General features: G+C 52.7%; 25 protein-coding genes. 18 read left to right on the top strand and 7 right to left on the bottom strand.

Annotation, left to right across the window (positions count from 1 at the left end; genetic code table 11):
- Positions 1–7: 7 nt before the first annotated feature.
- From A6301_RS07915 to A6301_RS07895, 5 genes are all read left to right on the top strand, one after another.
- Positions 8–550: a GNAT family N-acetyltransferase gene (locus tag A6301_RS07915; protein ID WP_107168959.1), complete on the top strand. Its 543-nt coding sequence runs from the start codon at positions 8–10 to the stop codon at positions 548–550.
- Positions 547–1,338 carry an amino acid ABC transporter substrate-binding protein gene (locus tag A6301_RS07910; protein WP_107168958.1) on the top strand — a complete coding sequence of 264 codons (792 nt, stop codon included), beginning with the start codon at positions 547–549 and terminating at the stop codon, positions 1,336–1,338. Before A6301_RS07915 ends, A6301_RS07910 begins: the two co-directional genes overlap by 4 nt.
- 139 nt (positions 1,339–1,477) lie before the next feature.
- The gene (locus A6301_RS07905) at positions 1,478–2,149 is read left to right on the top strand and encodes an amino acid ABC transporter permease (RefSeq protein WP_011095665.1); all 672 of its coding nucleotides are present in this window, start codon (positions 1,478–1,480) and stop codon (positions 2,147–2,149) included.
- A gap of 9 nt (positions 2,150–2,158) precedes the next feature.
- Positions 2,159–2,920 (top strand): amino acid ABC transporter ATP-binding protein, encoded by a 762-nt coding sequence (locus A6301_RS07900; protein WP_107168957.1) that lies wholly within the window; start codon positions 2,159–2,161, stop codon positions 2,918–2,920.
- A gap of 77 nt (positions 2,921–2,997) precedes the next feature.
- Positions 2,998–4,155, top strand: a complete 1,158-nt coding sequence (locus tag A6301_RS07895) for a M20 peptidase aminoacylase family protein (protein WP_215482721.1) — start codon at positions 2,998–3,000, stop codon at positions 4,153–4,155.
- Positions 4,156–4,822: 667 nt separating this feature from the next.
- Here A6301_RS07895 and hemY read toward each other — a convergent pair.
- Genes hemY through hemC form a run of 4 tightly spaced genes read right to left on the bottom strand, consistent with a single transcriptional unit; the run spans position 4,823 to position 8,845 of the window.
- Positions 4,823–6,016, bottom strand: a complete 1,194-nt coding sequence (hemY, locus tag A6301_RS07890) for a protoheme IX biogenesis protein HemY (RefSeq protein ID WP_107170513.1) — start codon at positions 6,014–6,016, stop codon at positions 4,823–4,825.
- A 2-nt stretch (positions 6,017–6,018) separates the two neighbouring features.
- Complete coding sequence (hemX, locus tag A6301_RS07885; protein WP_234257504.1) at positions 6,019–7,143, bottom strand: uroporphyrinogen-III C-methyltransferase; 1,125 nt, start codon at positions 7,141–7,143, stop codon at positions 6,019–6,021.
- A 23-nt stretch (positions 7,144–7,166) separates the two neighbouring features.
- A complete protein-coding gene (gene hemD, locus A6301_RS07880; RefSeq protein ID WP_107170511.1) occupies positions 7,167–7,907 on the bottom strand; it encodes a uroporphyrinogen-III synthase in 741 nt (246 codons plus the stop codon).
- Positions 7,904–8,845: a hydroxymethylbilane synthase gene (hemC, locus tag A6301_RS07875; RefSeq protein ID WP_234257503.1), complete on the bottom strand. Its 942-nt coding sequence runs from the start codon at positions 8,843–8,845 to the stop codon at positions 7,904–7,906. Before hemC ends, hemD begins: the two co-directional genes overlap by 4 nt.
- A gap of 605 nt (positions 8,846–9,450) precedes the next feature.
- On the opposite strand from hemC, the gene A6301_RS07870 reads away from it, so the two are divergent.
- Together A6301_RS07870 and A6301_RS07865 are read left to right on the top strand one after the other, a co-directional pair.
- Entirely contained in the window at positions 9,451–12,009 is a 2,559-nt protein-coding gene (locus A6301_RS07870; RefSeq protein WP_234257502.1) for a class I adenylate cyclase, read from the top strand.
- Positions 12,010–12,057: 48 nt separating this feature from the next.
- On the top strand, positions 12,058–13,230 hold the full coding sequence (locus A6301_RS07865; RefSeq protein ID WP_234257501.1) for an MFS transporter: 1,173 nt from the start codon (positions 12,058–12,060) through the stop codon (positions 13,228–13,230).
- Positions 13,231–13,267: 37 nt separating this feature from the next.
- Here the strand turns inward: A6301_RS07865 and cyaY are convergent, their stop codons facing one another.
- Complete coding sequence (gene cyaY / locus A6301_RS07860; protein WP_234257500.1) at positions 13,268–13,588, bottom strand: iron donor protein CyaY; 321 nt, start codon at positions 13,586–13,588, stop codon at positions 13,268–13,270.
- A gap of 59 nt (positions 13,589–13,647) precedes the next feature.
- On the opposite strand from cyaY, the gene A6301_RS07855 reads away from it, so the two are divergent.
- The 10 genes from A6301_RS07855 to A6301_RS07815 all read left to right on the top strand — a co-directional run bounded on the left by A6301_RS07855 (position 13,648) and on the right by A6301_RS07815 (position 22,843).
- Positions 13,648–13,833 carry a lipoprotein gene (locus tag A6301_RS07855; RefSeq protein WP_107170506.1) on the top strand — a complete coding sequence of 62 codons (186 nt, stop codon included), beginning with the start codon at positions 13,648–13,650 and terminating at the stop codon, positions 13,831–13,833.
- Positions 13,834–13,910: 77 nt separating this feature from the next.
- Complete coding sequence (gene dapF / locus A6301_RS07850) at positions 13,911–14,735, top strand: diaminopimelate epimerase (protein ID WP_234257499.1); 825 nt, start codon at positions 13,911–13,913, stop codon at positions 14,733–14,735.
- Positions 14,732–15,436, top strand: coding sequence for a DUF484 domain-containing protein (locus A6301_RS07845; protein WP_107170504.1), 705 nt, complete (start codon positions 14,732–14,734; stop codon positions 15,434–15,436). The genes dapF and A6301_RS07845 overlap by 4 nt, the downstream gene beginning before the upstream one ends.
- Positions 15,433–16,368 (top strand): tyrosine recombinase XerC, encoded by a 936-nt coding sequence (xerC, locus tag A6301_RS07840; RefSeq protein WP_107170503.1) that lies wholly within the window; start codon positions 15,433–15,435, stop codon positions 16,366–16,368. The genes A6301_RS07845 and xerC overlap by 4 nt, the downstream gene beginning before the upstream one ends.
- The gene (yigB, locus tag A6301_RS07835; RefSeq protein ID WP_234257498.1) at positions 16,368–17,084 is read left to right on the top strand and encodes a 5-amino-6-(5-phospho-D-ribitylamino)uracil phosphatase YigB; all 717 of its coding nucleotides are present in this window, start codon (positions 16,368–16,370) and stop codon (positions 17,082–17,084) included. Before xerC ends, yigB begins: the two co-directional genes overlap by 1 nt.
- A gap of 82 nt (positions 17,085–17,166) precedes the next feature.
- Complete coding sequence (uvrD, locus tag A6301_RS07830) at positions 17,167–19,329, top strand: DNA helicase II (protein WP_137740741.1); 2,163 nt, start codon at positions 17,167–17,169, stop codon at positions 19,327–19,329.
- A gap of 144 nt (positions 19,330–19,473) precedes the next feature.
- A complete protein-coding gene (locus A6301_RS07825) occupies positions 19,474–20,220 on the top strand; it encodes a cyclase family protein (RefSeq protein WP_234257497.1) in 747 nt (248 codons plus the stop codon).
- A 189-nt stretch (positions 20,221–20,409) separates the two neighbouring features.
- Positions 20,410–20,466 carry a YsgD/CorL family protein gene (gene ysgD, locus A6301_RS22470; RefSeq protein ID WP_349814568.1) on the top strand — a complete coding sequence of 19 codons (57 nt, stop codon included), beginning with the start codon at positions 20,410–20,412 and terminating at the stop codon, positions 20,464–20,466.
- A 166-nt stretch (positions 20,467–20,632) separates the two neighbouring features.
- The gene (gene corA, locus A6301_RS07820; protein WP_048262883.1) at positions 20,633–21,583 is read left to right on the top strand and encodes a magnesium/cobalt transporter CorA; all 951 of its coding nucleotides are present in this window, start codon (positions 20,633–20,635) and stop codon (positions 21,581–21,583) included.
- 201 nt (positions 21,584–21,784) lie between these two features.
- Positions 21,785–22,843 (top strand): AbrB family transcriptional regulator, encoded by a 1,059-nt coding sequence (locus A6301_RS07815; protein ID WP_234257496.1) that lies wholly within the window; start codon positions 21,785–21,787, stop codon positions 22,841–22,843.
- On the opposite strand, the gene rarD is transcribed toward A6301_RS07815, so the two are convergent.
- Together rarD and A6301_RS07805 are read right to left on the bottom strand one after the other, a co-directional pair.
- The gene (gene rarD / locus A6301_RS07810; protein ID WP_234257495.1) at positions 22,809–23,738 is read right to left on the bottom strand and encodes an EamA family transporter RarD; all 930 of its coding nucleotides are present in this window, start codon (positions 23,736–23,738) and stop codon (positions 22,809–22,811) included. The genes A6301_RS07815 and rarD overlap by 35 nt on opposite strands.
- A gap of 90 nt (positions 23,739–23,828) precedes the next feature.
- Positions 23,829–24,299 (bottom strand): thioesterase family protein, encoded by a 471-nt coding sequence (locus A6301_RS07805; RefSeq protein WP_205543215.1) that lies wholly within the window; start codon positions 24,297–24,299, stop codon positions 23,829–23,831.
- A 286-nt stretch (positions 24,300–24,585) separates the two neighbouring features.
- Between A6301_RS07805 and pldA the strand changes: the two genes are divergently transcribed.
- Complete coding sequence (gene pldA, locus A6301_RS07800) at positions 24,586–25,452, top strand: phospholipase A (RefSeq protein ID WP_107170496.1); 867 nt, start codon at positions 24,586–24,588, stop codon at positions 25,450–25,452.
- Positions 25,453–25,530 lie beyond the last annotated feature (78 nt).

The following is a 25,530-nucleotide window of genomic DNA, read 5'->3' as shown; positions in this document are numbered from 1 at the left end:
TGAAACCATGAGTATCGTATTTCGTCAGGCTACGCTTGCGGATGATGAAACTTTTTTGGCGCTGGCGCTGGCGGCGTTTGAGCCGATTCGTCAGCTCGGTATCAATTTTTCCGCCGCCCATGCGGATATCGACATGGTGCGCACGCATATCGCCTCACACGGCGTTTATGTGATGGAAAAAGGCGGGGAAATGGTGTCGTCATTCACCATCCGCTATCCGTGGGGGCCTGAGCCTGGCCCGTTCGGTTTACCGCATCTGGGTTGGTTTGCGACGCACCCTGGCTATAAAAAACAGGGGTTGGGTAAGCAAATGATGGGCTGGCTCGAAGAAGAAATTCTGATTAACCAGCTCAAAGCGCCGGCGGTGTCGTTGGGCACTGCGCAAAACCACCCGTGGCTGATTGAGATGTACAGAAATTATGGTTTCAGGGAGGTCGGGCAGACGAATCTGGGAAAAGGACACCTGACAATCTGGATGGAAAAAATCCTTGATAACCAATTGTATGACCAGTGGAAAGATAAAAACTCAAAAAGAGAGGCAGTAAAATGATGAAAAAAGTAACGTTGTCTGTTCTGGCGCTGACGACCGCCTTTCTTGTTGCCGGCTGTGATTCTGGGAAGAGCGGCACCGAGCAGGAAAAAGTATTGAAAGTGGGTTCAACAGGCCAAAGTTATCCAAGTGGTTTCAAGCAAGATAACAAACTGGTTGGGTTTGACGTTGAAGTCACTGAAGCCATTGCTAAAGATCTGAACTACAAAGTTGAGTGGGTTACCGCTGATTTCAGTGGCCTGATGGGGCAATTGGAAGCGAAAAAGCTGGATACCGTGGCAAACGTGGTAGCCATTACTCCTGCGCGTCAGGAAAAATACAATTTTGCCCAGCCGTACAGCTTCTACGGCAGCCAGATTGTGACGCATAAAGACAACACGGATATTAATACATTGGCCGACCTGAAAGGGAAGACGGTTGCTGGGGTTCTGGGTTCTAACCACGTTAATAACCTGAAAAAAGCCTTTGCCGATGGCAGCGTAAACATCCGTACCTATGAAACACGCGATGGCGCGATGAACGATGCACTGTCCAAACGCGTTGAAGGCTACGTGAATTCACGTCCGATCCTGCTGGCGGAAATCAATAAACGTAATCTGCCGTTCAAACTGGTTGGCGAACCGCTGGTGATTGAAGAAGTCAGCTTCCCGTTCCATAAGGACGAGAAAGGCGATGCGCTGCGTAAACAGTTCGATGCACAATTGACGAAAATGCGTGAAGATGGACGTCTGAAATCTATCTCCGAAAAATATTTTGGCGAAGACATCACGGTATCACCGGCTAAATAACCTCACGTTGTCATCTCGGCTGAGTCGCCATCTCGCTTGATGACTCGTTATGTAGCCAGATGATTTGTTATATAGCCAATAGTCATAACCCTGTTCCACCGGCGCAGTATGGCCGGTGGATGCATTAATGGTATTACTTATGAATATCGATCTTGCCTACCTGTTAAAGGTCTTTCCCCAGGTATTAATGTATTTGCCGACCACGCTGTTTCTTGCCGTGGTATCGATGTTTTTTGCTATGGTTCTCGGCCTTATCCTGGCGTTAGTCCGTGAAAGCAAGATCGTCGTCGTGGTAAAAATCGTTGAGCTCTATATCTCGCTGTTCCGCGGCATTCCATCGCTGGTTCAGCTGTTTATTATCTATTTCGGCCTGCCGCAGCTATTTCCTGGTTTATCCAATCTGGATGCGATGACGGCCGCGATTATCGGCTTTAGCTTGAAAACCTCCGCTTACATGGCCGAGATTTTCCGTGCGGGTCTGGCCTCGGTGGATTTCGGCCAGACGGAAGCGGGCCTGTCCATTGGCATGAGCAAAGCGCAGGTCTATCGCCGCATTGTGTTGCCGCAGGCGATGTTGAATGCGCTGCCAGCGACGGGGAACACCTTCATTTCCTTGATTAAGGATACCTCGGTAGCGTTCGCGCTGGGCGTCTCCGAACTGTTCGCGGAAGGCAAGATGATTGCCGCTGAATCTCTGCGTTTCTTTGAGACCTTCCTGGTCGTGGGTCTGATTTACTGGATGGTGATTGTGGTTTACGCCTGGCTGCAAAAACAGCTGGAGAAGAAACTGAATCACTCGCTACAGCGATAAGGGGCTGACATGATCAGTGTAAAGAATCTTTCTAAACGCTTTGGCGATCAGGTGGTGTTGGACAACATTAGCCTCGATATCGCGAAAGGCGAAGTCGTGGCGATTATCGGCCCATCCGGTTCGGGTAAATCCACGCTGCTACGCTGTCTGAACCTGCTGGAAACACCAGAGTCAGGCACGATAAAAATTGGCGACCAAACGCTGGATACGCATCGTTATTCCTCCAAGGAGGCCTACGCGCTGCGCCGTCAGACGGCGATGGTGTTCCAGAGTTATAACCTGTTTAAGAACAAGACGGCGCTGGAGAATGTAACGGAAGCGCTGATTGTCGTGAAAAAAATGCCGAAGAAGCAGGCGGATGAAATCGGTCTGGCGCTGCTGGAGCAGGTTGGTCTGTTGCCGCAGGCGGCGCAGTATCCGGTGACGTTGTCCGGCGGGCAGCAGCAGCGCGTGAGTATTGCACGTGCGCTGGCGGTCGATCCGAAAGCCATTTTGTTTGATGAACCAACCTCGGCGCTGGACCCGGAAAGGGTACACGAAGTGCTTCAGGTGATTCAGAAGCTGGCGAAAAACGACACTACAATGGTGATCGTTACCCATGAAATGCAGTTTGCGAAAGAAGTGGCCGACCGGGTGATCTTCATGGCGGATGGTCACATCGTTGAGGAAGGCCCGGCGGAGCAGGTGATTAGCTTCTCGGACAACCCGCAAACCCAGCGTTTCCTGCGTCAGTTGACCAAGCTGCCTGAGCCGCTTGAATACGATATTTAACGCACACGTAGACACACCTGCACGCCTGAACAAGGCCGCCCTGCCAGACAGGGCAAGATAATGTGGAGCAAGAATTGATGAGAACAGCACCTCAGCACGAGCCTCTGGCTCAGTTTATTCAGGCATTTCGCCACGATTTACACCGCAACCCTGAACTGTCGAATCAGGAGTTCGAAACCACGAAAAAGATTCGTGCGGTATTGGAAAAAGAAGGGATTCGCGTTCTCGATCTGCCGTTGAAAACCGGTCTGGTCGCAGAAGTCGGTGGTCTACAGGATGGCCCACTGGTCGTGGTGCGATCCGACATCGATGCCCTGCCGATTGAAGAAGAATCCGGCGTAGAATTCACGTCACTCAACAAAGGGGTGATGCACGCCTGCGGTCATGACTTTCACTCTTCCGCTGCGTTGGGCGCGGCGATTTTGCTGAAGAAAATCGAGCCGGAGCTGAAAGGCACGGTGCGGATTTTGTTCCAGGCGGCTGAAGAAACCGGGCTGGGCGCACCGGAAGTGATTGCGGTTGGTGCGTTAGACAATGCGGTGGCGATTTTTGGTATTCACAACGATCCGACGCTGCCCGTTGGCGTCATCGGTGGGAAAGACGGTGCGCTGACGGCGGGCGTTGACCGCTTTGAGATCAAAATTGCGGCGAAAGGCTGCCATGCAGCGAAGCCGCATGAAGGCAACGATCCGATTATCATTCTGGGCCAGTTGATTTCTGCCGTACAGACCATCATCAGCCGCACGGTGTCGTCTGACAATAACGCGGTGGTGTCGATTACCCAGGTTCATAGCGGCAGCACCTGGAACGTTATCCCGGATACCGCCTACGTTGAAGGTACGGTCAGAACGTTCAACCAAGACGCGCGTGATTTAATTGAACAGCGTTTCCGCCAGATCGTTTCCGGGATCGCCAGCACCTTTGGTGCGGAAATTGAGTTCCTGTGGCACGCAGGACCGCCATCGGTGATCAACACGCCAGAGTGGGTTGAGTTTGCGCTGAACGTGGCAAGTGACGAAGGGTTTGAAGCACGCCGCGTGGAAGCCAGCCCGATTGGTGAGGATTTCGCGTTCTATCAGCAGAAACTGCCGGGTACGTTCATGATGGTCGGCTCCGGTGGACCGTATGCGCTGCACCACCCGAAATTCCGCGTTGACGACAGCGCACTGTTCCCGACGGCACACTATCTGTATCAGATGGCGAAGCAGAGTCTGGAACAGCTCTCCTCTCGCTAAGTTCTTCTGTTAAATAATGCAATCCGCGCCAGTTTTCCGGCGCGGATATTTTTTTATTTTTTCAGCTGAATTAGCAGCTTTGACAACACTGTCGGAAAAACACGACACTTGGGGTGATCGAGTGTCGTAAAAAAGAGACATTTAATTTATTGATTAATAATGATTAATATTTTATTTGATAAATTCGTCTCTGAATGGAGACAGTTTTTGTGAGTTCGATCTCGTTTTTACTCCCCAGTGTGTTTTTGCTTTTATCGCAGTGAAGAAATAAAAATAGTATTTATTATTAGTTGGTTATCGTGAATTCATGAATCGATAGCAATAAAATTATGCATGTTGGCATAATTTATGCTTAAATAAGCGGGTAGATGCTCATTCCACCTTCTATGCTTGCTTCGGCTTCATAATCCTGGGAATGACGCAGAGCCAATTTGAGGTGCCTATCGTCCAACTCCAGATGAAGATGTGAATCTCCATCGGGCTTTCCGGACATAACGTTGAGTGAGGCACCATACTGTTGTCTGACAGACCTGATATTTTCAACGCTTACCGTTTATCGGTAAGCGTTTTTTTTCGTCTGCTGAAAATGTTTGGTAACTGCCTGCTCCCGAAACATAAAAATAATAAGGCTCCAGAAAGGAGCCTTATGAAGGGGATAACCTGGTGATTAGTTAGCGGGTTGCTGTAGCGTGAGCAGTAGCCCCTCACGCCGCATTTGTGCCGCTTCATCCGGCAGATGCAGCCGCTCTAATGCATCTGCACGCCAGGCATAATCATACGCGTCTGGGCGCAGTTCCAACGCGGTGCGGAAGGCATCGCTTGCCAGCTGCCATTCACCGTGTTTCATCAGCAACTGGCCTAACGTGCTGTTTAACAGCGGTGTTGCACCGTGTTGCTTGATGTACTGATGTAGCATTTTTTCCAACTGCTCGGGGTTGCCAGCTTTGAGGCGAGGCATCAGCAGGATCAAACGTTCGTCATATTGACGTTTGAGCCCATCGAGAATGATCTTCTGGGCAGTATCATGATCGTCACACTCGATCAAATGCTCAGCCATCGCGATCTGAAGTGGAATCTCGTGACGTACTTTGCGGCTCTGATTATTCCACCATGATTTCAGCCCTTCGCTGCCACCATCTGCCATCGTTTGATTCATCAGGCCGATATAGGCCTGCTGTTGTAGATCCAGCAAACGCGCTTCGGGGTACAGATTGATCTTGCGCATCGCAGGCAGAATATCCAGCAGTGCGCTATAGGCGTGAGTGCGCAGGAAAGCCTGTTCCGCTAAACGCAACACTTCAGGGTGACGAGGTGCGACTTCCAGCAATTTGTCCACGCCGTGACGTGCAGCATGATCTTCATTACGCGCTAGCTGAATGCGCACGCGCGTAATATCTACCGGAAGCTGGTCGGTATCTGCAACTTCGGCGGCACGCTCCAGATATTGCTTGGTGCGGAATTCATCACCGCGCTGCTGCGCGGCTTCTGCTGCCAGTAGGTAGTTAACTACGGGCTGCTCGGCATGATCGGCATTGCGAGTTAGCAGTTTTTCTACCTGTAAATAATCCCCCTCGGCCAGCTTGAGCAGCGCAGCTTTGGTCTGCTTTCTAGCGCGGGTGCGTTTGCGACCGAGGAACCAGCCCCGCGTGCGGGAGCCGGTGCGAAAGAGCCGACGCAGCAGCCACTCTACCGCTAGAAAGGCGAGGAAAAATAGCACCAGCATAATAACCAGAGCGGTCACGCTGGTTTGAATGTCATAGTCATCCGTCTGAATCAGGACGTAACCTTGGTGACCTGCGACGATTGGGCCGATCACAACGCCTGCGATCAGGATCAGGAACAGCAATAAGACCTTTAGCATGCTCACTCTCCCTGCTGTGTGGCTGGCGCCTGAGCCAGTAAATTACGAACGCGCGTTTGCATCAATTTTTCTAACAGTGCCTGACTTTGTAACTCGGCTGGGACATCCAGTGAGACCGACTGTTGGCTTAAGGCATCAAGCTGATCCAAAAAGGCCTGCGTCGTGGGGTCGGTAGTATCGAAGTAGGCGCGGACCCAGGTTGCGGCCGTTTCCAGCGATTGTTTGTACACTTCGTTCTGGTGACGAGGAATGGCCTGTGCGGCGACCAACAGGCGTGAGCGGATATTCTCACGTAGATACACATCCTGATTCGGTGCCAGCAGTGGTTCTGCGGCACTGTCACGGCGGCGAATAGTGATGAAATCAGCCATGAAGTTGTGCCAGCTTTTGCTCAGATTCTGGCGCCACTCGCTCAATGACGCGGACAACTCCGTACTGTTAGCGTCCATCGGCGCTTCATCGGTGTTGTTGTCGGCGAGTTGCAAGTTGTCCAATTGGTCGGTGAGCTGGTTCACTTTGAGAATGATGCCATCAAAATCAACTTGGCTCACGCCAGCCAGCGCGCTGATATCGCTGGTCAATGCACGACGGATGTCTATCAGGCTAGGGTCGTTCATTTCTGCCAGACTGGCATCCGCGCTCTTCAACAATGCGCCTGCGGTGGTGACATCTTTGTCGCTCCACAGCTTGCGTCCTGCCAGTTTCACCAGAAAATCTGCCTGAGCGATCAGCCAGGTATTGGTGTCATGGCTGGAAAGTGCCGCCAGCTTATCGCGCAGCTCGTCTGATTGACGCGTTAATGCCTCAAGACGCTGTGTGGCGCTGTCCTGCGCTTTACTTTGCTGCTGCTGAGCGTCCAGCCACTGCTGCTGTTCTTGCTTATGCTGCTGTTGCAATGCGTTTAGCTGTGATTCCAGACGTTGAAGCGAGGCAGTTTCTCTCTGTGCCTGCTGGTGGCCGTGATAATACAAGCCAGCGCCTATTGCCAGCGCAACCACGATGGCGATCGCCCCTAGTATGGCACCACTGCGCTTGGGCTGTGGTACGGGATCTTGCTGCTGATGAGCGGGTTCAACCCGTTCAGCAACCTCGTCGGATGGAGCTGTGGGGGTATTGTGTTCCGTCATAATGGTACATCCCATGATCAGGTTTATTGTAGTGCGCGCACAAGCGCATCGTTATCGGCGTTATCGGCCACCCGGATATCATGCCAGCCGAACTGACGTGCCTGTTCTGCCAGTCGTTCACTGACGACGATCAACTGGCAGCCAAGTAACCAGGAAGCCCGATAGTAATCAGGTACTAAAGTATAGATCCGTTGTAGCATTTCTCCGCTGGTAATCACCAGCTTGTCGATGCCTATTTGCTGCCAGTGGCGGCTTTGTTCCGAACCATCATAGTGAACATCTCTACGCTGATAGCATTCACAGTAGATGACCTGTACACCCCGCTCAGTTAATGTTTCTCCCAATAATTCCCTTCCGCCATTGCCGCGCAGTATTAGAGCACGTCTCCCTGCAACATCTTGCAGCTCAGGGAGCTGCAATAGCGTTTCGCTGGTTTCACGTTCAGGTGGATAGGTGACAGGGTGTGCGCTGATTTTATGCAGCGCCAGTGCTGTGGTTCGGCCAATGGCATAATAAGCGAGATGCGCAGGCCAGCTTATGCCCGTGCGTGCCAGCATGGGATCGGCGTAATGAATCGCGTGTTGTGAGAGTGCAAACACCAGATCGTCGGCGTGTAGCGCTTGTAATTGTGCAGGCAGACCAGCGAGTTCTCGTCCAGGCGAAAACTCGATCAGCGGGCTGTGCCAGGCGTGATAGCCGAGCTTCCTTAAACGGGTCACCAGTTGTTCGCCAGCGGGTGACGGACGGGTAACCAGAATCGTCATGATGAACTTGACCCTTGATAAACGGCCTGAAGGATGGCGCTAGCCCCTTTCGCTAACAGCTCTTCGGCCAAGGCAATACCGATTTTTTCAGCATCGACGATGCTTCCTTTACGTTCACCGACAATCATCTGGCTGCCATCCGGTGCACCAACCAGCGCACGCAACCACAGCGTATTGCCTTCCAGCTCGGCGTAGCTACCAATCGGCACCTGACAGCCGCCTTCAAGACGTACATTCATCGCACGTTCAGCCAGTACGCGGGCAGCGGTCTCGGTGTGATTGAGTGGAGCAAGGAGCTGGCGAATGCGATCGTCATCCAAACGGCATTCGATGCCGATAGCGCCTTGCCCGACAGCAGGCAGAGACTCTTCCGGGCTTAACGCACTGCGGATGCGTTCTTCAAGTCCAAGGCGTTTCAGACCCGCGACGGCAAGAATAATGGCGTCATACTCGCCGTTGTCCAGTTTTGACAGACGCGTACCGACATTGCCGCGCAAATCACGAATTACCAGATCGGGGCGTCGGGCGCGCAGTTGGCACTGGCGACGCAGACTGGAGGTACCGACACAACTGCCCTCCGGTAATTGATCGAGGCTGTCGTAATGATTGGAAACAAAAGCGTCGCGTGGGTCGTCACGTTCACAAATGGTGGTCAGGCCAAGGCCATCGGGAAACTCGACAGGCACATCTTTCATGGAATGAACAGCGATATCGGCGCGTCCTTCAAGCAGCGCTAATTCCAGCTCTTTAACAAACAATCCCTTACCACCAACCTTTGCCAGTGGCGTATCCAGAATGATGTCGCCGCGGGTTACCATCGGCACCAGTTCCACCTGTAAATCGGGATAGAGATGGTTCAAACACTGCTGAACATATCGTGCTTGCCATAGGGCTAGCGGGCTTTGTCGGGTGGCAATTCTAATAATATTGGCTAACATGCTTGATACCGTTTTTATCATTTTCCGCCATCGTATCACTGATGGTGCGTTGGTGTCAGGTTGTGGGCATGAGCGGCGCGCCTTTTAAAACGGTCTGAAATTCGGGTGCCGCAAATCTAGATATACTCTAAATAATTCGAGTTTCAGGACAAAAACGGCAAGGCGTTTTTGAACAGCGCTTGTGCTGACCCCGAAGGGGTGAGGCCATAAGGCCGAATAACGCGGCAAGGGAAGGAGTCCCGATGAGCTTACACAAGTAAGTGATTCGGGCGAGTGACAAATCTGCCAAAGGCAGATTTGAACGCTGCTGGCAGCGGCCCCAACGGGGCGAGGTGCACGTAAGTGTACCGAGTAGCGCAGCCAACGCACATGCAACTTGAAGTATGACGAGTAAGGAGACCGGGCTGATGCAGTCGGGTAGAGAAATTCGCAATAAAGCAAGATAGATAAGTCTAACTTTCTTTACTTTCTTTACGCCCAATCAGCAAGGTGTTAAATTGATCACGTTTCCAGCAATAATTCGCCACACATTCTTCTAATTTTATCATTGGCGAGTTTGGAACACGGGGTTTTTCTAGGCACTGGGATAAATCAGGCGAAGCGTCTTGTACTTCTACATCGAGACTTTGAAGCAAAGACTGGATGCGATCAACCAACTGCGTGTTGACCGTGCTCTGGGAGCAATGAAGCCAGCTTTTCAGCAGGTTTACAGTCTTCTGCCCATTTTATTACATCATCATCACCCGTTGATGCCCGGCTACCTTGAAGGCAAGGTGCCTCACGGTATCTGCACTCACACGCCTGATGAAAAGCAACAACAGTACCTTGATGGCATCGCGTTGCGTTGGGGTCAGTTTGACAGCTCTCATCCGCAGGGCGAACTGCCGATCACGGGCATCTATTCAATGGGAAGCACTTCGTCTATCGGGCAGAGCTGTAGCTCCGATCTCGATATCTGGGTGTGCCATCAATCCTGGCTGGATAGCGAAGAACGCCAGCTCTTACAGAAAAAATGTACGCTGCTGGAGCAGTGGGCCGCTGCGCAGGGCGCTGAAGTTAGCTTCTTCCTGATGGATGAAAGCCGTTTCCGCCATAATGAAAGCGGTAGCCTGAGCGGTGAAGACTGCGGCACCATGCAACACATCCTGTTGCTTGACGAATTTTACCGCACCGCTGTGCGTATGGCGGGTAAACGTATTCTGTGGAATATGGTGCCGATCGAAGAAGAATCCCACTACGACGATTATGTGCTGTCGCTGTACTCGCAGGGCGCGCTGGCACCGAACGAGTGGATGGATTTAGGTGGATTAAGCACGCTGTCGGCGGAAGAGTATTTTGGTGCGAGCCTTTGGCAGCTCTATAAAAGTATCGATTCTCCGTATAAAGCCGTGCTGAAAACGCTGCTGTTGGAAGCCTATTCCTGGGAATACCCGGATACCAGCCTGCTGTCGACTGAAATTAAAAAACGTCTGCATGATGGTGAGATCGTCTCTTTTGGCCTCGATCCTTACTGCATGATGTTGGATCGCGTTACGCACTATTTAACGGCGATTAACGATCCCACGCGCCTCGATCTGGCGCGTCGATGTTTCTATTTAAAAGTGTGTGAAAAGCTCTCCAGAGAACAAGCCTGTGTCGGCTGGCGGCGGCAGATTCTGAGCCAACTGGTGCAGGAGTGGGGCTGGAGCGACGAGCATCTGGCCATGCTGGATAACCGCGCTAACTGGAAAATTGAACAGGTACGCGAAGCGCATAATGAACTGCTGGATGCGATGATGCAGACCTATCGCAACCTGATCCGCTTCGCCCGCCGCAATAATCTGAGCGTCAGCGCAAGCCCGCAGGATATCGGTGTATTGACGCGTAAACTGTACGCCGCGTTTGAAGCGTTGCCGGGCAAGGTCACTCTGCTGAACCCACAAATTTCGCCTGATTTGTCAGAACCGAACTTAACCTTTATCTATGTTCCACCGGGTCGTGCTAACCGTTCTGGCTGGTACCTGTACAATCAGGCACCGTCGATGGATGCGATCATCAGCCACCAGCCGTTGGAATATAACCGCTATCTGAACAAGCTGGTGGCGTGGGCGTATTTTAATGGCCTGCTGACACCCAATACGCGCCTGTACATCAAAGGCAACGAGCTGTGTGATATCACGCGTCTGCAAGCGCTGGTGGACGATGTCGCCAGCCATTTCCCGCTGCGCCTGCCTGCACCTACGCCGAAGGCGCTGTACAGCCCGTGTGAAATTCGCCATCTGGCGATTATCGTCAATTTGGAACACGATCCGACGGCGGCGTTTCGCAATCAGGTGGTGCATTTCGATTTCCGTCATCTGGATGTATTTAGCTTCGGCCAGCAGCAGCAGTGTTTGGTCGGCAGTATCGACCTGCTGTATCGCAACTCGTGGAACGAAGTGCGTACCCTGCATTTCAGCGGCGAGCAGGCGGTGTTGGAAGCGTTGAAAACTATTCTGGGCAAAATGCATCAGGATGCGGCGCTGCCGGAATCACTGGAAGTGTTCTGCTACAGCCAGCACCTGCGTGGGTTGATTCGTACTCGTGTTCAGCAACTGGTGTCCGAATGTATTGAGCTGCGCCTGACCAGTACGCGTCAGCAGGAGCCTGGGCGCTTCAAAGCGGTGAAAGTGGCGGGGCAAACCTGGGGGCTGTTCTTTGAGCGGTTGAGTGTGTCAGTGCAGAAGCTGGAAAACGCGGTCGAGTTTTATGGCGCGATTTCTAACAACAAGCTGCAAGGCCAGCCGGTTCAGGTTGAAACCAACCATGTGCATTTACCGCCAGTGGTTGATGGTGTCGCGAGTGAAGGGATCATCCAATTCTTCTTTGAAGATGTGACGGAGAATCAAGGTTTTAATATCTATATTCTCGATGAGTCAAACCGCGTTGAGGTGTATCACCACTGTGAAGGCAGCAAGGAAGAACTGGTGCGCGATGTCAGCCGTTTCTATTCGTCTTCGCACGATCGCTTTACCTACGGTTCCAGCTTTATCAATTTCAATCTGCCGCAGTTCTACCAAATTGTACAGTTGGACGGCCGCACGCAGGTCATCCCGTTCCGCAGCAGTGCACTTTCTCATCTGTGCATTACGCCCGTGGTCGGGGATGAGGTAATGACGATGAAGCAGCGACTACAGATTCTCTAGTAGCCACCTGACACTCGGCTTTCAGCGTATTCAAAAAAGGATGTATTGATGGATTCGTTGCAACGCCGAAATCTGATACTGCTGGCGCTCGGACAAGGGCTGACCGGCAGTATTATTTCCCTGATGACGCTGTGCTCTACGCTGGTTGGCGTATCGATGACGCCAGTTCCTCTATTGACCACGCTGCCGATTACCGCAACGGTATGCGGCGCAGCGCTGATGATCTACGCCGTTTCCTCATTGATGACAAAATATGGCAGGCGCAATGCGTTCATCATCGGCACGCTGCTCGGGTTGTCAGGGGCGCTGTTGGCGGCGCTGGCGATTGTGCTACATAGTTTCCCCCTCTTTGTGTTTTCGACATTTGTTCTGGGAATGTCCTGCGCCTTTAATCAATATTATCGTTTCGCGGCTGCTGAAATTTTTACCGATAATCAGCAGAAAAATCGAGCAATATCATGGGTGATCAGCGGTGGTATTTTGGGGGGCTTCCTCGGTCCATTTGCCGCTAGCCAATCTTCTCAACTCTGGGCATCGTACCCGTTTCTCGGCAGTTTTATTGCCGCTGCATTTATCTGCATTGTGACATCACTGCTGTTGCTTGGTCTTAAATTGCCCCCGATGTCGGTGGTTACAGCCAGCGCTCAGCGTAGCGAACCGCTGGCGTCGATTCTGAAAAGTCGGGCATTTGTGTTGGGAACCGCAAGTTGTTCCGTCGGATTTGTGGTGATGACGCTATTAATGAACTCGGTGCCGTTGGCGATGCACCAGCACCACTTTTCCGTTGGCCACAGCGCGACGGTGTTGCAATGGCATTTTGTCGCTATGTATGCGCCAGCACTGCTATTAGTGCTGCTAGCGAAACGGTTGACGCCGGTTCAGGTTGTGGCGATCGGCGTGGCTTGTAACGTGGTTGGTGTGGTGGTCGCGCTGAGTGGTTTGACGTTCTGGCACTTTCTTTTTGCGCTGATGTTGTTTGGCATCGGGTGGGCGTTTATGTTCAACGGTGGAACATTTATGCTGAATGCTTTTACCCATTCTGTGCATAAATCTCGCTTGCAGGGCATTAACTCGTTGCTGATTTACCTGCCTAATGCACTGGCGTCGCTGTCTGCCGGTAGCCTGATGGCGCTAACCAGCGGCTGGCCGCTGGTGAATATGGTCGGTATTGGGATGCTGTTGTTGCTGGTACTGGTGCCGATCGTTCTGGGGCGGCGCTGAGGTACGCTGAACCGTGATGCCATTGAAAATGCGGCAGTTACTCGAAGTGAACGGTTTCCCCGGCCTGCGTCGAGCAGGCGGATGACAGCAATGTGAGAAAGTCTTCACCGCTGCGATTGCATATCCAGCGTTTTGCCTGAAGGGTGAAGTGGTAGCCACCCGCTTTGGTCGCTAACCAGATTTGGTGCAGCGGCTCCTGCCGATTAATCACGATTTTGCTGCCGTTCTCAAAACTCAGCGTCATCACGCCGCCGTTGATTTCGTAATCGATGTCGGCATCGCCCTCAAACCGATCCAGCGTTTCTTCCAACTGAAGCATGAGTTCGTCGGCTAATTGGTGGAACTCGCTATCGTTCATTTTCGATTCCTATTGATTTTCATGATCCACCTGCGATTATAGAGAGCATACGAGTATTAATGACAGGTCTTAACGTAATGAAAAACGTGTTTCGCCCACTTCTTCTGGTGTTATCAGTGGTAAGTTTACTCGGTTGCGGCCTGAAAGGTCCGCTTTATATGCCAACCGATAGCAAGTCCGGCGCGTCAACGACTCAGCAAAATGAGAACCAGCCGCCACAAAAGAAACCGTCAATGCGTCCTTAATGTGTGACGACAACAAATAATAACAGGTCACGTATACGTTTATCGCGCCCGGTTAAGTAAGCGGGGGAGTCAGGATAATGCAGTTCGCTAAGATGCACGGATTAGGCAACGATTTCATGGTTGTTGATGCCGTTACGCAAAACGTTTATTTTTCACCCGAACTGATTCGCCGTTTGGCGGATCGGCACTGTGGTGTGGGTTTCGACCAACTATTGGTGGTCGAGCCGCCCTACGATCCTGAACTGGATTTCCATTACCGCATTTTTAATGCGGATGGGAGTGAAGTGGCGCAGTGTGGTAATGGCGCGCGCTGTTTCGCCCGTTTCGTTCGCCTGAAAGGGTTGACCAACAAGCGTGATATCGCCGTGAGTACGCAGACTGGCCGGATGGTGCTGTCTGTGACGGATGATGAGCTGGTGCGTGTCAACATGGGCGAGCCGAATTTCGAGCCGCAACAGGTACCTTTTCGCGCGGTCAAAGCGGAGAAAACCTACATCATGCGTGCCGACGAACATACGGTGCTGTGTGGCGTGGTGTCGATGGGCAACCCGCACTGTGTGATTCAGGTTGAAGACGTGGATACGGCGAAGGTGGAAACGCTGGGGCCATTGCTGGAAAGCCACGAGCGCTTTCCTGAACGCGCCAACATTGGCTTTATGCAGATTGTCGATACCCAGACTGTCCGTTTGCGCGTATACGAGCGCGGCGCGGGAGAAACGCAGGCGTGTGGTAGCGGCGCGTGTGCGGCCGTGGCGGTCGGTATCCAGCAGGGATTATTGTCCGCGAAAGTTCGCGTATCGCTGCCGGGCGGAGAGTTGGATATTCAGTGGGATGGGCCGGGGCATCCGTTATTCATGACCGGACCTGCAACGCATGTCTACGATGGATTTATTCATTTATGAAGAATGTCGAGGAACAGGCAGAACGCGAGATCGCACTCAGTGATGAGATGGTTTTGCAGTTCCTGCAACAAAATCCTGATTTTTTTATCCGCAATGCGCGTCCCGTCGAACAGATGCGCATTCCTCATCCCGTCCGGGGAACCGTGTCGCTGGTAGAATGGCAACTGGCACGCCAGCGTAACCATATCACCCAGCTTGAGGAAGAAATCACGCTGCTGATGGAACAAGCGGGTGCGAATGAAGTGCTGTTCAACCGTCTGCTTGGGTTACAAACCGAATTGGCATCGGCGGATAGCCTCACAGACATGTTGGATCGGTTGCAGCGCTGGGCGCGTCAGCTTGGCCTGGCAGGGGCAACGGTTCGTCTGTTTAGCGACAAATGGCGCATTGGTGCGCCTTCTGGTTTTACCCACCTTGGGCTAAACCGCTCCACGTTTGAGCCGTTGCGCATTCAGCGCTTCGGACAACAGAACCACTACCTTGGCAGCCTGAATGGGCCGGAATTGTTACTGCTGTTGCCACAGGCTCGTCAGGTTGGTTCGGTTGCGCTGTCGCTGATGGGCAATCATCATGATTTGGGCGTGCTGATTTTCAGCAGCCGTGACAGCCACCATTATCAGGATGGCATGGGAACCGTGCTGCTTCAGCAAATGGCGATGATGTTGCCAGCGATGCTGGCGCGCTGGGTTGAGCGGGTATGAGCCGACAGCCCGAACCATCGGCGTCACCTTCCTCTTCTCTTTTGCAAACTGATGTTGATGCTTTCCTGCGTTATCTGAAAGTAGAACGTCAGTTAAGTCCGTTGACGCTGACCAGCTATTCGCGCCAATTATCTGCGGTTATCACGATATTCTCCGCTGCGGGTGTGGTTGACTGGCGCAAGCTGGATGCTTCTGGCGTGCGCGCCGTAGTGTCCCGCAGTAAGCGTGATGGGCTACATTCAGCAAGCTTGGCGCTCCGTTTATCGGCGTTACGCAGCTTTCTCGACTGGATGGTGTCACGCGGTGTACTGACGGCAAACCCAGCTAAAGGGGTATCCACGCCGCGAGCCGGACGCCCGTTGCCAAAGAATATGGATGTGGATGAGATGAATCGCCTGCTGGAGATCGATCTGGACGATCCCCTTGCGGTGCGCGACCGTACGATGCTGGAAGTGATGTACGGCGCGGGCCTGCGTCTGGCAGAGCTGGTTGGCATGGACTATCAGCACCTCGATCTGGCAAGCGGTGAAGTCTGGGTGATGGGGAAAGGCAGCAAAGAGCGCAAATTACCGATAGGAAAAACGGCGGTAACCTGGTTGGAACGCTGGCTGGCGCTGCGTGAGCTGTTCGGCCCGCAGGATGACGCCGTGTTTATCTCCAATCAGGGGCGACGTATTTCGATGCGCAACGTGCAGAAGCGTTTTGCCGAGTGGGGTGTTAAGCAGGGCGTGAATAGCCATGTTCATCCGCATAAGCTGCGCCACTCCTTTGCGACGCACATGCTGGAATCCAGCGGTGATTTACGCGCGGTTCAAGAGCTGCTTGGCCACGCTAATCTGACTACGACGCAGATTTATACCCATCTTGATTTTCAACATTTAGCCTCCGTGTACGATGCTGCGCATCCACGCGCCAAACGAGGGAAACCCTGATGCATTTTTACCGACCTCTTGGTCCGATCCGTGCGATCACGTTCGATTTGGATGACACATTGTACGATAACGCGGACGTCATTCGACGCACAGGGCAAGAGTCAATCCGCTTCCTGCAAGCGTACCATCCTGCGCTTCGCGATTTTCAGGCGGATGATTTCCAAAACTTACGCCAGACCTTGCTAGAGCGTGAGCCGGACATCTATCACGACGTCACCGAATGGCGTCGCCGCGCGGTTGAACTGGCAATGTTAGATTGTGGCCTGAGTGCTGCGGAGTCGAAGCGTGGCGCAAAAGTGGCAATGGAAAACTTTGCCCACTGGCGTAGCCAGATTGCGATTACGGAAGAGACGCACCAGACGTTGGCAGCATTAGCCGCGCAAGTGCCGCTGGCGGCGATTACCAATGGCAACGCCGAACCGCACCGCTTTGGCCTCGATCGCTATTTTTCTTTCACCCTGCGCGCTGGTCCAGATGGCCGTGCCAAGCCGTTTGATGATATGTACCATCTGGCGGCGGAAAAACTCAATCTGCCTTTGCATGAGATTCTGCACGTGGGTGACGATCTCACTACCGATGTGGCGGGGTCGATCCGCTGCGGTATGCAGGCCTGCTGGATTAACCTGCGTGAAGGCAGCCTGACGCAGATTGGCGACGCCCGGCTGCTGCCGCATATTGAAATTTCGCGATTGGCATCGCTGTCGGCGTTGTTATAATCACGGCATTAATCTGTATAAATCACCAGTGGAAACGCCCCTGATATGCGCGGCGTTTCCCGTCACCGGATAACCCGTACCTATGGACGTTTCTGATCTGCTCGATGGCCTCAACGACAAACAGCGCGACGCGGTAGCCGCACCTCGCAGCAATTTATTGGTGCTGGCGGGGGCAGGCAGCGGCAAAACGCGGGTACTGGTTCATCGTATCGCCTGGCTATTGTCTGTTGAAAACTGTTCGCCGTACTCCATCATGGCGGTGACGTTTACCAACAAAGCTGCGGCGGAGATGCGCCATCGAATCGACCATCTTATCGGTACGAGCCAGGGTGGCATGTGGATTGGCACCTTCCACGGATTGGCGCACCGTCTGCTGCGTGCGCACCATATGGATGCCAATTTGCCGCAGGATTTCCAGATTCTGGACAGTGAAGATCAACTGCGTTTGCTGAAACGGCTGATTCGGGCGCTGAATCTGGATGAGAAACAGTGGCCGCCGCGTCAGGCGATGTGGTTTATCAACGGTAAAAAAGACGAAGGTTTACGTCCGCAGCACATTGAAAGCTACGGCAACCCTATTGAGCAAACGTGGCAGCGTGTCTATCAAGCTTATCAGGAAGCGTGCGATCGCGCCGGGCTGGTGGATTTCGCCGAGCTGCTGCTGCGCGCGCATGAATTGTGGCTGAATAAGCCGCATGTGTTAAACCACTATCGTGAGCGTTTTACCAATATTCTGGTGGATGAATTTCAGGATACCAATCGTATTCAGTACGCCTGGATTCGCATGCTGGCGGGTGATAGCGCCAAGGTCATGATCGTCGGGGATGACGATCAGTCAATTTACGGCTGGCGCGGTGCACAGGTCGAAAATATTCAGCTGTTCCTGAAAGATTTCGCCGGCGCAGAAACAATCCGTCTGGAGCAGAACTACCGTTCTACCAGCAACATCCTGAAAGCGGCGAATGCCCTGATCGCGCACAACGGCGGGCGGCTTGGCAAGAACCTCTGGACGGACGGTGTCGAGGGTGAACCGATTTCGCTTTACTGCGCGTTCAATGAACTGGATGAGGCACGTTACGTCGTCAACCGGATTAAAGCCTGGCAGGAAAAGGGGGGGGCGCTGAAAGATAACGCCATTCTGTATCGGAGCAACGCCCAGTCGCGCGTACTGGAAGAGGCGCTGTTGCAGCAGAGTATGCCATACCGCATCTACGGCGGGATGCGCTTCTTCGAGCGTCAGGAAATCAAAGATTCGCTGTCTTACCTGCGCCTGATCGCCAATCGTAATGACGATGCGGCGTTCGAGCGTGTGGTGAATACGCCGACGCGCGGTATTGGCGATCGCACGCTGGACGTGGTGCGCCAGACGGCGCGCGATCGTCAGCTGACGCTGTGGCAAGCCACGCGGGCGCTGTTGCAGGAGAAGGTGTTGGCCGGACGTGCGGCGGCATCGCTGCAACGCTTTATCGAATTGATTGACGCGCTGGCCTATGAAACCTCTGAACTGCCGCTACATGTGCAGACTGACCGAGCGATTAAAGATTCTGGCCTGTGGAGTATGTACGAACAGGAAAAAGGCGAGAAAGGGCAGGCGCGAGTAGAAAACCTGGAAGAACTGGTGACGGCGACGCGTCAGTTCAGCTATCAGGAAGAAGATCAGGATCTGATGCCGCTTCAGGCGTTTCTGTCGCATGCCGCGCTGGAAGCAGGTGAAGGTCAGGCGGATGCCAATCAGGACGCCGTGCAGCTCATGACGCTGCACTCGGCAAAAGGGTTGGAATTCCCGCAGGTGTTTATCGTCGGTATGGAAGAAGGCATGTTCCCTAGCCAGATGTCGCTGGATGAAGGCGGACGTCTGGAAGAAGAGCGTCGTCTGGCTTATGTTGGCGTCACGCGTGCGATGGAAAAGCTGACGATAACCTACGCTGAATCTCGCCGTTTATACGGCAAAGAAGCCTATCACCGACCGTCACGATTTGTTGGCGAACTGCCCGAAGAGTGTGTTGAAGAGGTACGGTTACGCGCTAGCGTCTCCCGTCCGGTTAACCACCAGCGCCTTGGTACGCCGGTCACGCAAAATGACAGCGGTTACAAATTAGGGCAGCGGGTTCGCCATGCGAAATTCGGTGAAGGCACCATCGTGAATCTGGAAGGCAGCGGCGATCACGCCCGTCTTCAGGTCGCGTTCCAGGGACAGGGTATTAAATGGCTGGTCGCCGCCTACGCCAGACTGGAAACGGTGTGATCGTCACGATGCAGTTTGAAGTATGACGGGGTTATATATCTTATAAAAATCCTGTATTAACCTTTCTCGTCATTTTCGACAATGCTAGCTGGCCTGCCGCGTATCTATGGATGTGTGGTATCACAATAAAAAAGGAGCATGCCCATGACGTTAGACCAGATTATTGCCGAGCTACAGAAGAAAAAATGGGTCGATCTCACGCACACGATTACGGAGTCGATTCCTATTTTTGGCGCGTTTGAAGGCGTGTTGCAGCGCAAGACCTTATTCAACGTCGAAGATCACGGGTTTTATGCGCAGGCGGTGACGTTTGCGACGCAGACGGGGACGCATATTGATGCGCCAGGGCATTTCGTGGCGGGTAAGCGTTATCTGGATCGGATTGATAATAAAGAGCTGCTGCTGCCAATCGTGGTGCTTCATAAACAAGACGCCGTCGCGCGCGATCCCGATTATCGCCTTTCTGTCGACGATATTCTGGCGTTCGAGCGTGAACATGGGGAAATCCCGTCAGGCAGCTTTGTCGCGTTTGCTAGCGGCTGGAGTACGCGCTGGCCTGATATTGATGCCTTTGCGAATAAAGACGAGCAGGGACACAGCCATACGCCAGGGTGGTCGCTTGAGGCGCTAACGTTCCTGTTTGAAGAGCGCAGCATTAGCGCGGTAGGGCACGAAACGCTGGATACGGATTCCGCTGCTGATTTCCGTCGTAACAGCGGGCTTATCGGCGAGTTCTTTGTACTGAATCAGAATGCCTGGCAGGTCGAGGTGCTGAACAATCTGCATCAGTTGCCGTCTACCGGCGCTTATATCCAGGTTAGTTACCCTAATTTTGCGGGTGCGCCCGGTTTCCCCGTCCGCGCCATCGCCTATCTGCCAGACAACGCCTAATGTATAAACGCGGTTCCCTTTTGTTTTGGGGTAATCGCGTTTCTTATTGATTTAATGAATAATTTTCTCGCTTGCGGCTTGTCCTGTCGGTCAATATTTTACAGCGTGTTTCAGCCACGGTTTTAAAGTTGAAGTCTTTTTCATCTCAGCGTAACATGCGCGCATCATTATTCTCGGAGGACTAACGCCTTGGACACACCCAGTCGATACTGGCTCACTAACCTGTTCATTAGGTACAACTTCTAAGGCTATCTTCCTCTGCTGATACCCTTCGTGGTTGTCAGCGATGCTGTTTTTGTCGCTATGAGTCAGATCCGTCGAACGGACTGAAACCTGCTGGTGACACCTCACCTCTGTTTCTGTGCTTCAATCGCGTTATCCATCTCTGCTACTGAAAGGGGAGCTATGGCCCATGCTGAGCGCATTTAAACTGGATAATTGCCGTTTATCTCGTCTGGAATTGGATGACTCCGATGATCTCACTACGTCAATTTGGGTCGATTTGATCGAGCCGGAAGACGATGAGCGTGAGAAAGTACAAACCGAGCTGGGACAAAGCTTGGCAACCCGTCCAGAACTGGAAGACATTGAAGCGTCGGCGCGTTTTTTTGAAGATGAAGACGGCCTGCATATTCACTCCTTTTTCTTCTTTGAAGACGCGGAAGATCACGCCGGTAACTCTACCGTGGCGTTTACTATTCGCGATGGTCGCTTGTATACCTTGCGCGAGCGTGAACTGCCCGCGTTCCGCCTGTATCGTATGCGTGCACGTAACCAAACGCTGGTAGACGGCAATGCTTATGAACTGTTGCTCGATCTCTTTGAGACGAAAATTGAGCAGTTGGCGGATGAAATCGAGAACATCTACAGCGATCTGGAATCGCTGAGCCGCATCATTATGGAAGGGCGGCAGGGTGAAGAGTACGATGATGCGTTGTCTACGCTGGCGGAACAGGAAGACGTGGGCTGGAAGGTCCGCCTGTGTCTGATGGATACCCAACGTGCGTTGAATTTTCTGGTGCGTAAAGCCCGCTTGCCATCCGGCCAGTTGGAGCAGGCGCGTGAAATTCTACGCGATATCGAATCTCTGCTGCCACATAACGAATCGCTGTTCCAGAAGGTTAACTTCCTGATGCAGGCGGCGATGGGCTTTATCAACATCGAACAGAGCCGGATTATCAAGATCTTCTCGGTGGTATCTGTGGTGTTCCTGCCGCCGACGCTGGTGGCGTCCAGCTACGGGATGAACTTCGAGTTTATGCCTGAGCTGAGATGGTCGTTTGGCTATCCGGGCGCGATTGTGTTAATGATTCTCGCCGGGCTGGCGCCGTACCTTTATTTCAAGCGTAAAAACTGGCTGTAAGTTTTCACTGATGCGCCTGACGGAGATTAACCATCAGGCGCGTTGCGTTTCTTCTCTCCGAGGCAAAACTCCTTTCCTGCTTGATAGTTTGCGGCCTTACTATTCCTGTTTATTCTCTGGTTATTCTGTTTAGAATGGCGAATCGCTTTTCTGTTCTTACTTTCTATTATTACTTTCTATTGTCAAATACAGGTCGTGTACATGAAAGGGATGTCACCGTGGGTGCAATGGGGAATCCTGCTGTCGGTCTCATTAATTCTGGGGTTTGGGCTACAGGTTTACCACGTTCCTGCCGCGCTGTTGCTGGGCCCGATGATGGTTGGCGTAGCGATGGGGTTAAATGGCGCGACGATTCGTATTCCGCCTGTCGGCTTTGCAGGTAGTAATGCCATTCTGGGCTGTTTGGTCGCGCAAAGCCTGTCTTTTTCTATCCTGACCCCTTTACTAAACGAATGGCCGTTGGTGCTGTTCATTTTGTTGGCGACGCTGGCAGCCAGTGGATTATCTGGCTGGCTGTTGGTCAAATTTAGCGAGCTACCCGGAACGACCGGAACTTGGGGCGCATCGCCGGGCGGGGCGTCTGCCATGGTTGCCATGTCTGGCGAGTTCGGCGCGGACGTGCGATTGGTCGCCTTCATGCAATATTTACGGGTGTTGATGGTGACGGCTTCGGCGGCGTTTGTGGCACGCTTGAGTTTGGGGGATAACGCGGCGGAAAACAGCGCGATGCTGGTGTGGTTCCCTGTGTTGGACTGGCGTTTTCTGGCGACGCTCGGCGTGGCGTTTGGCAGTGCTTGGCTAGCAAGGCGCTTACGAATTCCCTCTGGAGCATTACTGGGGCCAATGATTATCGGTTCGATGCTGCATGCCAGCGGTACATTACAGCTACAAACGCCGGAATGGCTGCTGGCATTGGCTTATGCTGTGATTGGTTGGAGTGTGGGTTTATGTTTTACCCGCCCGATCTTTTTGCTGGCGATACGCACGTTGCCCCACATGATGGCATCGATTGTCGGCTTGATGCTGCTGTGTGGCGGAATGGCATGGATGGTGACGAAAATAATGCCGGTGGATATGCTGACCGCTTTTCTGGCGACCAGCCCTGGCGGGCTGGATTCGATTGCGATTATCGCCGCAGGCAGTCGAGTCGACATGGCATTTGTTATTGCCATGCAGACGCTGCGGCTGTTTTCGACACTGTTGTTTAGCCCGATCTTATCGCGCTTTATTTCCCGCCGTGTTGAGGTTGGGACGCTGTAGCTGGCGTGCGCCGTAGCTTACGCTGCGTATACAGCGCATCCAGAATGAATAGCGCCAGCGCGCCCCAAATGAAGGCGAAGGTAATCAGTTTGTCACTGCTGAATGTTTCACCGTAGAACACCACGGCCAGTATGAACATGATGGTGGGGCCGAGATACTGGAAAAAGCCGAGCGTTGACAAGCGCAGGCGCATGGCCGCCGAGGTAAAGAACAACAGCGGCACGGTGGTGACGATACCCGCCGAGAGCAGTAGCAGATTCAGCGACCAAGGGTTAGCAGTCAAATGGCTGCTTGGGGTGTCGGCAATAAAAAACAGATAAATGACCGCCACCGGCAGTAGCCAGAGTGTTTCGATCAGCATGCCGGTTTGCCCGTCGATGCCAATTTTTTTGCGCAGCAGGCCGTATAACGCGAAGCTGAATGCTAGCCCTAGTGCAATAACCGGCAGCGAGCCGAATGTCCATAGCTGAACCAGTACGCCAGTCACCGCGAGCAGTACCGCCAGCCATTGCAGACGACGAAAACGTTCCCCCAGAAAGATCATACCTAGCATGACGTTAACCAGTGGGTTGATAAAATATCCCAGACTGGCTTCCAGCATGTGATGGTTGTTGACCGCCCAGATATACAACAGCCAGTTCCCGCCAATAAGTACCGCTGTTAACGCCAGCAGAAACAGATGCTTGACGTTGCGGCAGGCATGGCTCACCTGACGCCATTTTCTGCCGACCGTCAGCAGGATCAGCATAAAGAAGAATGACCAGATAATACGGTGTGTCAGTATTTCATTAGGTGGAACGTGCTCAAGCAGCTTGAAGTAAACGGGAGCAATTCCCCAAATGAAATACGCGCCGAGGGCGAAAAATATCCCCTCACGGGTTTGTTGCGCATTCATGGGTGACTCGATAAGGACGGCGGGAAAACGCTAAGTCTACCCAAAACTGTGAGCGCTTTCACGTAAAGTGTTCATTACAGGGTTTGCTAGCTATCCGACAATATAGGTTGCGGTGGCACTGGCCAGATGCGAACCCTGTTCGTTATGCAATTCGGCGCGCGCGACGGCGATTTTATTACCACCGCGCAGCAGCGTGCTGGTAATGGTGAAGTGCTCCCCGTAGCCCGGTCGCAGATAATCGACCCGCATGTCAATGGTTCCCATGCGTGCAAGTCGGTGATGAAATTCCCGATCGCTGATCGTTTCATGGCGCAGCAGCGTGTTGCCGACGCACACTAATCCGGCTGCGACGTCCAGCCCCGCCGCAATCACGCCGCCGTGCAGAATCTGTTGTGCCGCATTGCCGATGAGCTTCTCTTGCCGAGCGAACGTCAGGACGGCTTTATCGGCGTCAAACTGCTGTAATTCAAGGCCAAGCTCGATGTTGAACGGCATCTTGTAAATGAAAATCTCGCCAACGAGCTGGCGCACAGTATCTCTGGTTAAGGTCGTTCCCTGCAATGAGGGGGCTCCCTGAAATGATGGTACGTCAGCCATAGTCGTTTCCCGCCCGGATAAGAGATACGCACAAATGTATTTAATTTGAAATTAAAGCGTTATGTAAGTGTTTATTTTATGCATTGATTTTGTTTCTTGCCAGAAAAGGCCGAGAAACCGGGGAACGGTAATTCAAACGTCGCGGAACTGTGTAGAATGGCGGGCTTGAGTGGGGAACGACTCACCACGAGTTAGTTAAACGAACGTCGGATAAAACGAACGTCGTATAAAAAAATGTCGGAGAAAATGAATGCGTAAAATAGTACTCGTACTGGCAGCATTACTGATGGCACAGGCTCATGCTGAGGATACAACAAACTCCCCTGCGCCGAATCAACCCGCGGTACGTGGCAGTATTATCGCCAGCCTGTTACAAGAGCATGACACCCCTTTTATTCTCTATCCTTACGAAAGCAACTACCTGCTGTATACCTACACCAGCAACATCAATAAAACGGCGATACAGAGCTATAACTGGGGTGATGAAGCCCGTAAAGACGAAGTGCATTATCAGTTGAGCCTTGGATTCCCGATCTGGCGCGGCATTCTGGGGGGGAACTCGCTGTTGGGCGCGTCTTATACCCAGCGCTCTTGGTGGCAGCTCTCTAATAAAAGCGAGTCTTCTCCATTCCGTGAAACGGATTATGAGCCACAGGTTTTCTTAGGTTGGGCAACCAACTACACATTAGCAGGCTGGACGCTGCGGGATGTGGAAATGGGTTTTAATCACCAGTCTAACGGCCGTTCCGAACCGACTTCACGCAGTTGGAACCGTGCCTATATGCGTCTGATGGCGCAGAACGGTAACTGGCAGGTTGATGTGAAGCCGTGGGTACGTTTTTCTGATAGCGAGGACGATAACCCAGATATCATCAAATACATGGGTCATTACCGCTTGCGCGTCGGTTATGTGTGGGGCGATAGCGTATTTAGTGCGGAAGGACGTTATAACTGGAACAGCGGCTACGGCGGTGGCGAACTGGGCTGGAGCTACCCGCTGACGCGCCATGTCCGTTTCTACACCAAGGTCTTCAGCGGCTACGGTGAATCGCTGATTGACTACAATCATCGTCAGACCCGCTTCGGTGTTGGGGTGACGCTGAACGACATGTTCTAACGATCGTGTGATTTAGCGATTGCAGTTTTACCCGACGGCGCTGAAAATAGCGCCTGTTTGATTTCATTGAATTGGGGA

The sequence above is a fragment of the Pectobacterium sp. IFB5596 genome (assembly GCF_021432585.1).
In the GTDB taxonomy this organism is placed as follows: Bacteria; Pseudomonadota; Gammaproteobacteria; order Enterobacterales; family Enterobacteriaceae; genus Pectobacterium; species Pectobacterium punjabense.
The sequence above is the reverse complement of the archived record's forward strand: the minus strand, read 5'-3'. Positions and strand labels throughout refer to the sequence as shown.

What these genes read in the sequence shown, in the direction of transcription:
- A6301_RS07915 (WP_107168959.1), top strand. Translation starts at nt 8, where the DNA reads ATGAGTATCGTATTTCGTCAGGCTACGCTTGCGGATGATGAAACTTTT.
- A6301_RS07910 (WP_107168958.1), top strand. Translation starts at nt 547, where the DNA reads ATGATGAAAAAAGTAACGTTGTCTGTTCTGGCGCTGACGACCGCCTTT.
- A6301_RS07905 (WP_011095665.1), top strand. Translation starts at nt 1,478, where the DNA reads ATGAATATCGATCTTGCCTACCTGTTAAAGGTCTTTCCCCAGGTATTA.
- A6301_RS07900 (WP_107168957.1), top strand. Translation starts at nt 2,159, where the DNA reads ATGATCAGTGTAAAGAATCTTTCTAAACGCTTTGGCGATCAGGTGGTG.
- A6301_RS07895 (WP_215482721.1), top strand. Translation starts at nt 2,998, where the DNA reads ATGAGAACAGCACCTCAGCACGAGCCTCTGGCTCAGTTTATTCAGGCA.
- hemY (WP_107170513.1), bottom strand. Translation starts at nt 6,016, where the DNA reads ATGCTAAAGGTCTTATTGCTGTTCCTGATCCTGATCGCAGGCGTTGTG.
- hemX (WP_234257504.1), bottom strand. Translation starts at nt 7,143, where the DNA reads ATGACGGAACACAATACCCCCACAGCTCCATCCGACGAGGTTGCTGAA.
- hemD (WP_107170511.1), bottom strand. Translation starts at nt 7,907, where the DNA reads ATGACGATTCTGGTTACCCGTCCGTCACCCGCTGGCGAACAACTGGTG.
- hemC (WP_234257503.1), bottom strand. Translation starts at nt 8,845, where the DNA reads ATGTTAGCCAATATTATTAGAATTGCCACCCGACAAAGCCCGCTAGCC.
- A6301_RS07865 (WP_234257501.1), top strand. Translation starts at nt 12,058, where the DNA reads ATGGATTCGTTGCAACGCCGAAATCTGATACTGCTGGCGCTCGGACAA.
- cyaY (WP_234257500.1), bottom strand. Translation starts at nt 13,588, where the DNA reads ATGAACGATAGCGAGTTCCACCAATTAGCCGACGAACTCATGCTTCAG.
- A6301_RS07855 (WP_107170506.1), top strand. Translation starts at nt 13,648, where the DNA reads ATGACAGGTCTTAACGTAATGAAAAACGTGTTTCGCCCACTTCTTCTG.
- dapF (WP_234257499.1), top strand. Translation starts at nt 13,911, where the DNA reads ATGCAGTTCGCTAAGATGCACGGATTAGGCAACGATTTCATGGTTGTT.
- A6301_RS07845 (WP_107170504.1), top strand. Translation starts at nt 14,732, where the DNA reads ATGAAGAATGTCGAGGAACAGGCAGAACGCGAGATCGCACTCAGTGAT.
- xerC (WP_107170503.1), top strand. Translation starts at nt 15,433, where the DNA reads ATGAGCCGACAGCCCGAACCATCGGCGTCACCTTCCTCTTCTCTTTTG.
- yigB (WP_234257498.1), top strand. Translation starts at nt 16,368, where the DNA reads ATGCATTTTTACCGACCTCTTGGTCCGATCCGTGCGATCACGTTCGAT.
- uvrD (WP_137740741.1), top strand. Translation starts at nt 17,167, where the DNA reads ATGGACGTTTCTGATCTGCTCGATGGCCTCAACGACAAACAGCGCGAC.
- A6301_RS07825 (WP_234257497.1), top strand. Translation starts at nt 19,474, where the DNA reads ATGACGTTAGACCAGATTATTGCCGAGCTACAGAAGAAAAAATGGGTC.
- corA (WP_048262883.1), top strand. Translation starts at nt 20,633, where the DNA reads ATGCTGAGCGCATTTAAACTGGATAATTGCCGTTTATCTCGTCTGGAA.
- A6301_RS07815 (WP_234257496.1), top strand. Translation starts at nt 21,785, where the DNA reads ATGAAAGGGATGTCACCGTGGGTGCAATGGGGAATCCTGCTGTCGGTC.
- rarD (WP_234257495.1), bottom strand. Translation starts at nt 23,738, where the DNA reads ATGAATGCGCAACAAACCCGTGAGGGGATATTTTTCGCCCTCGGCGCG.
- pldA (WP_107170496.1), top strand. Translation starts at nt 24,586, where the DNA reads ATGCGTAAAATAGTACTCGTACTGGCAGCATTACTGATGGCACAGGCT.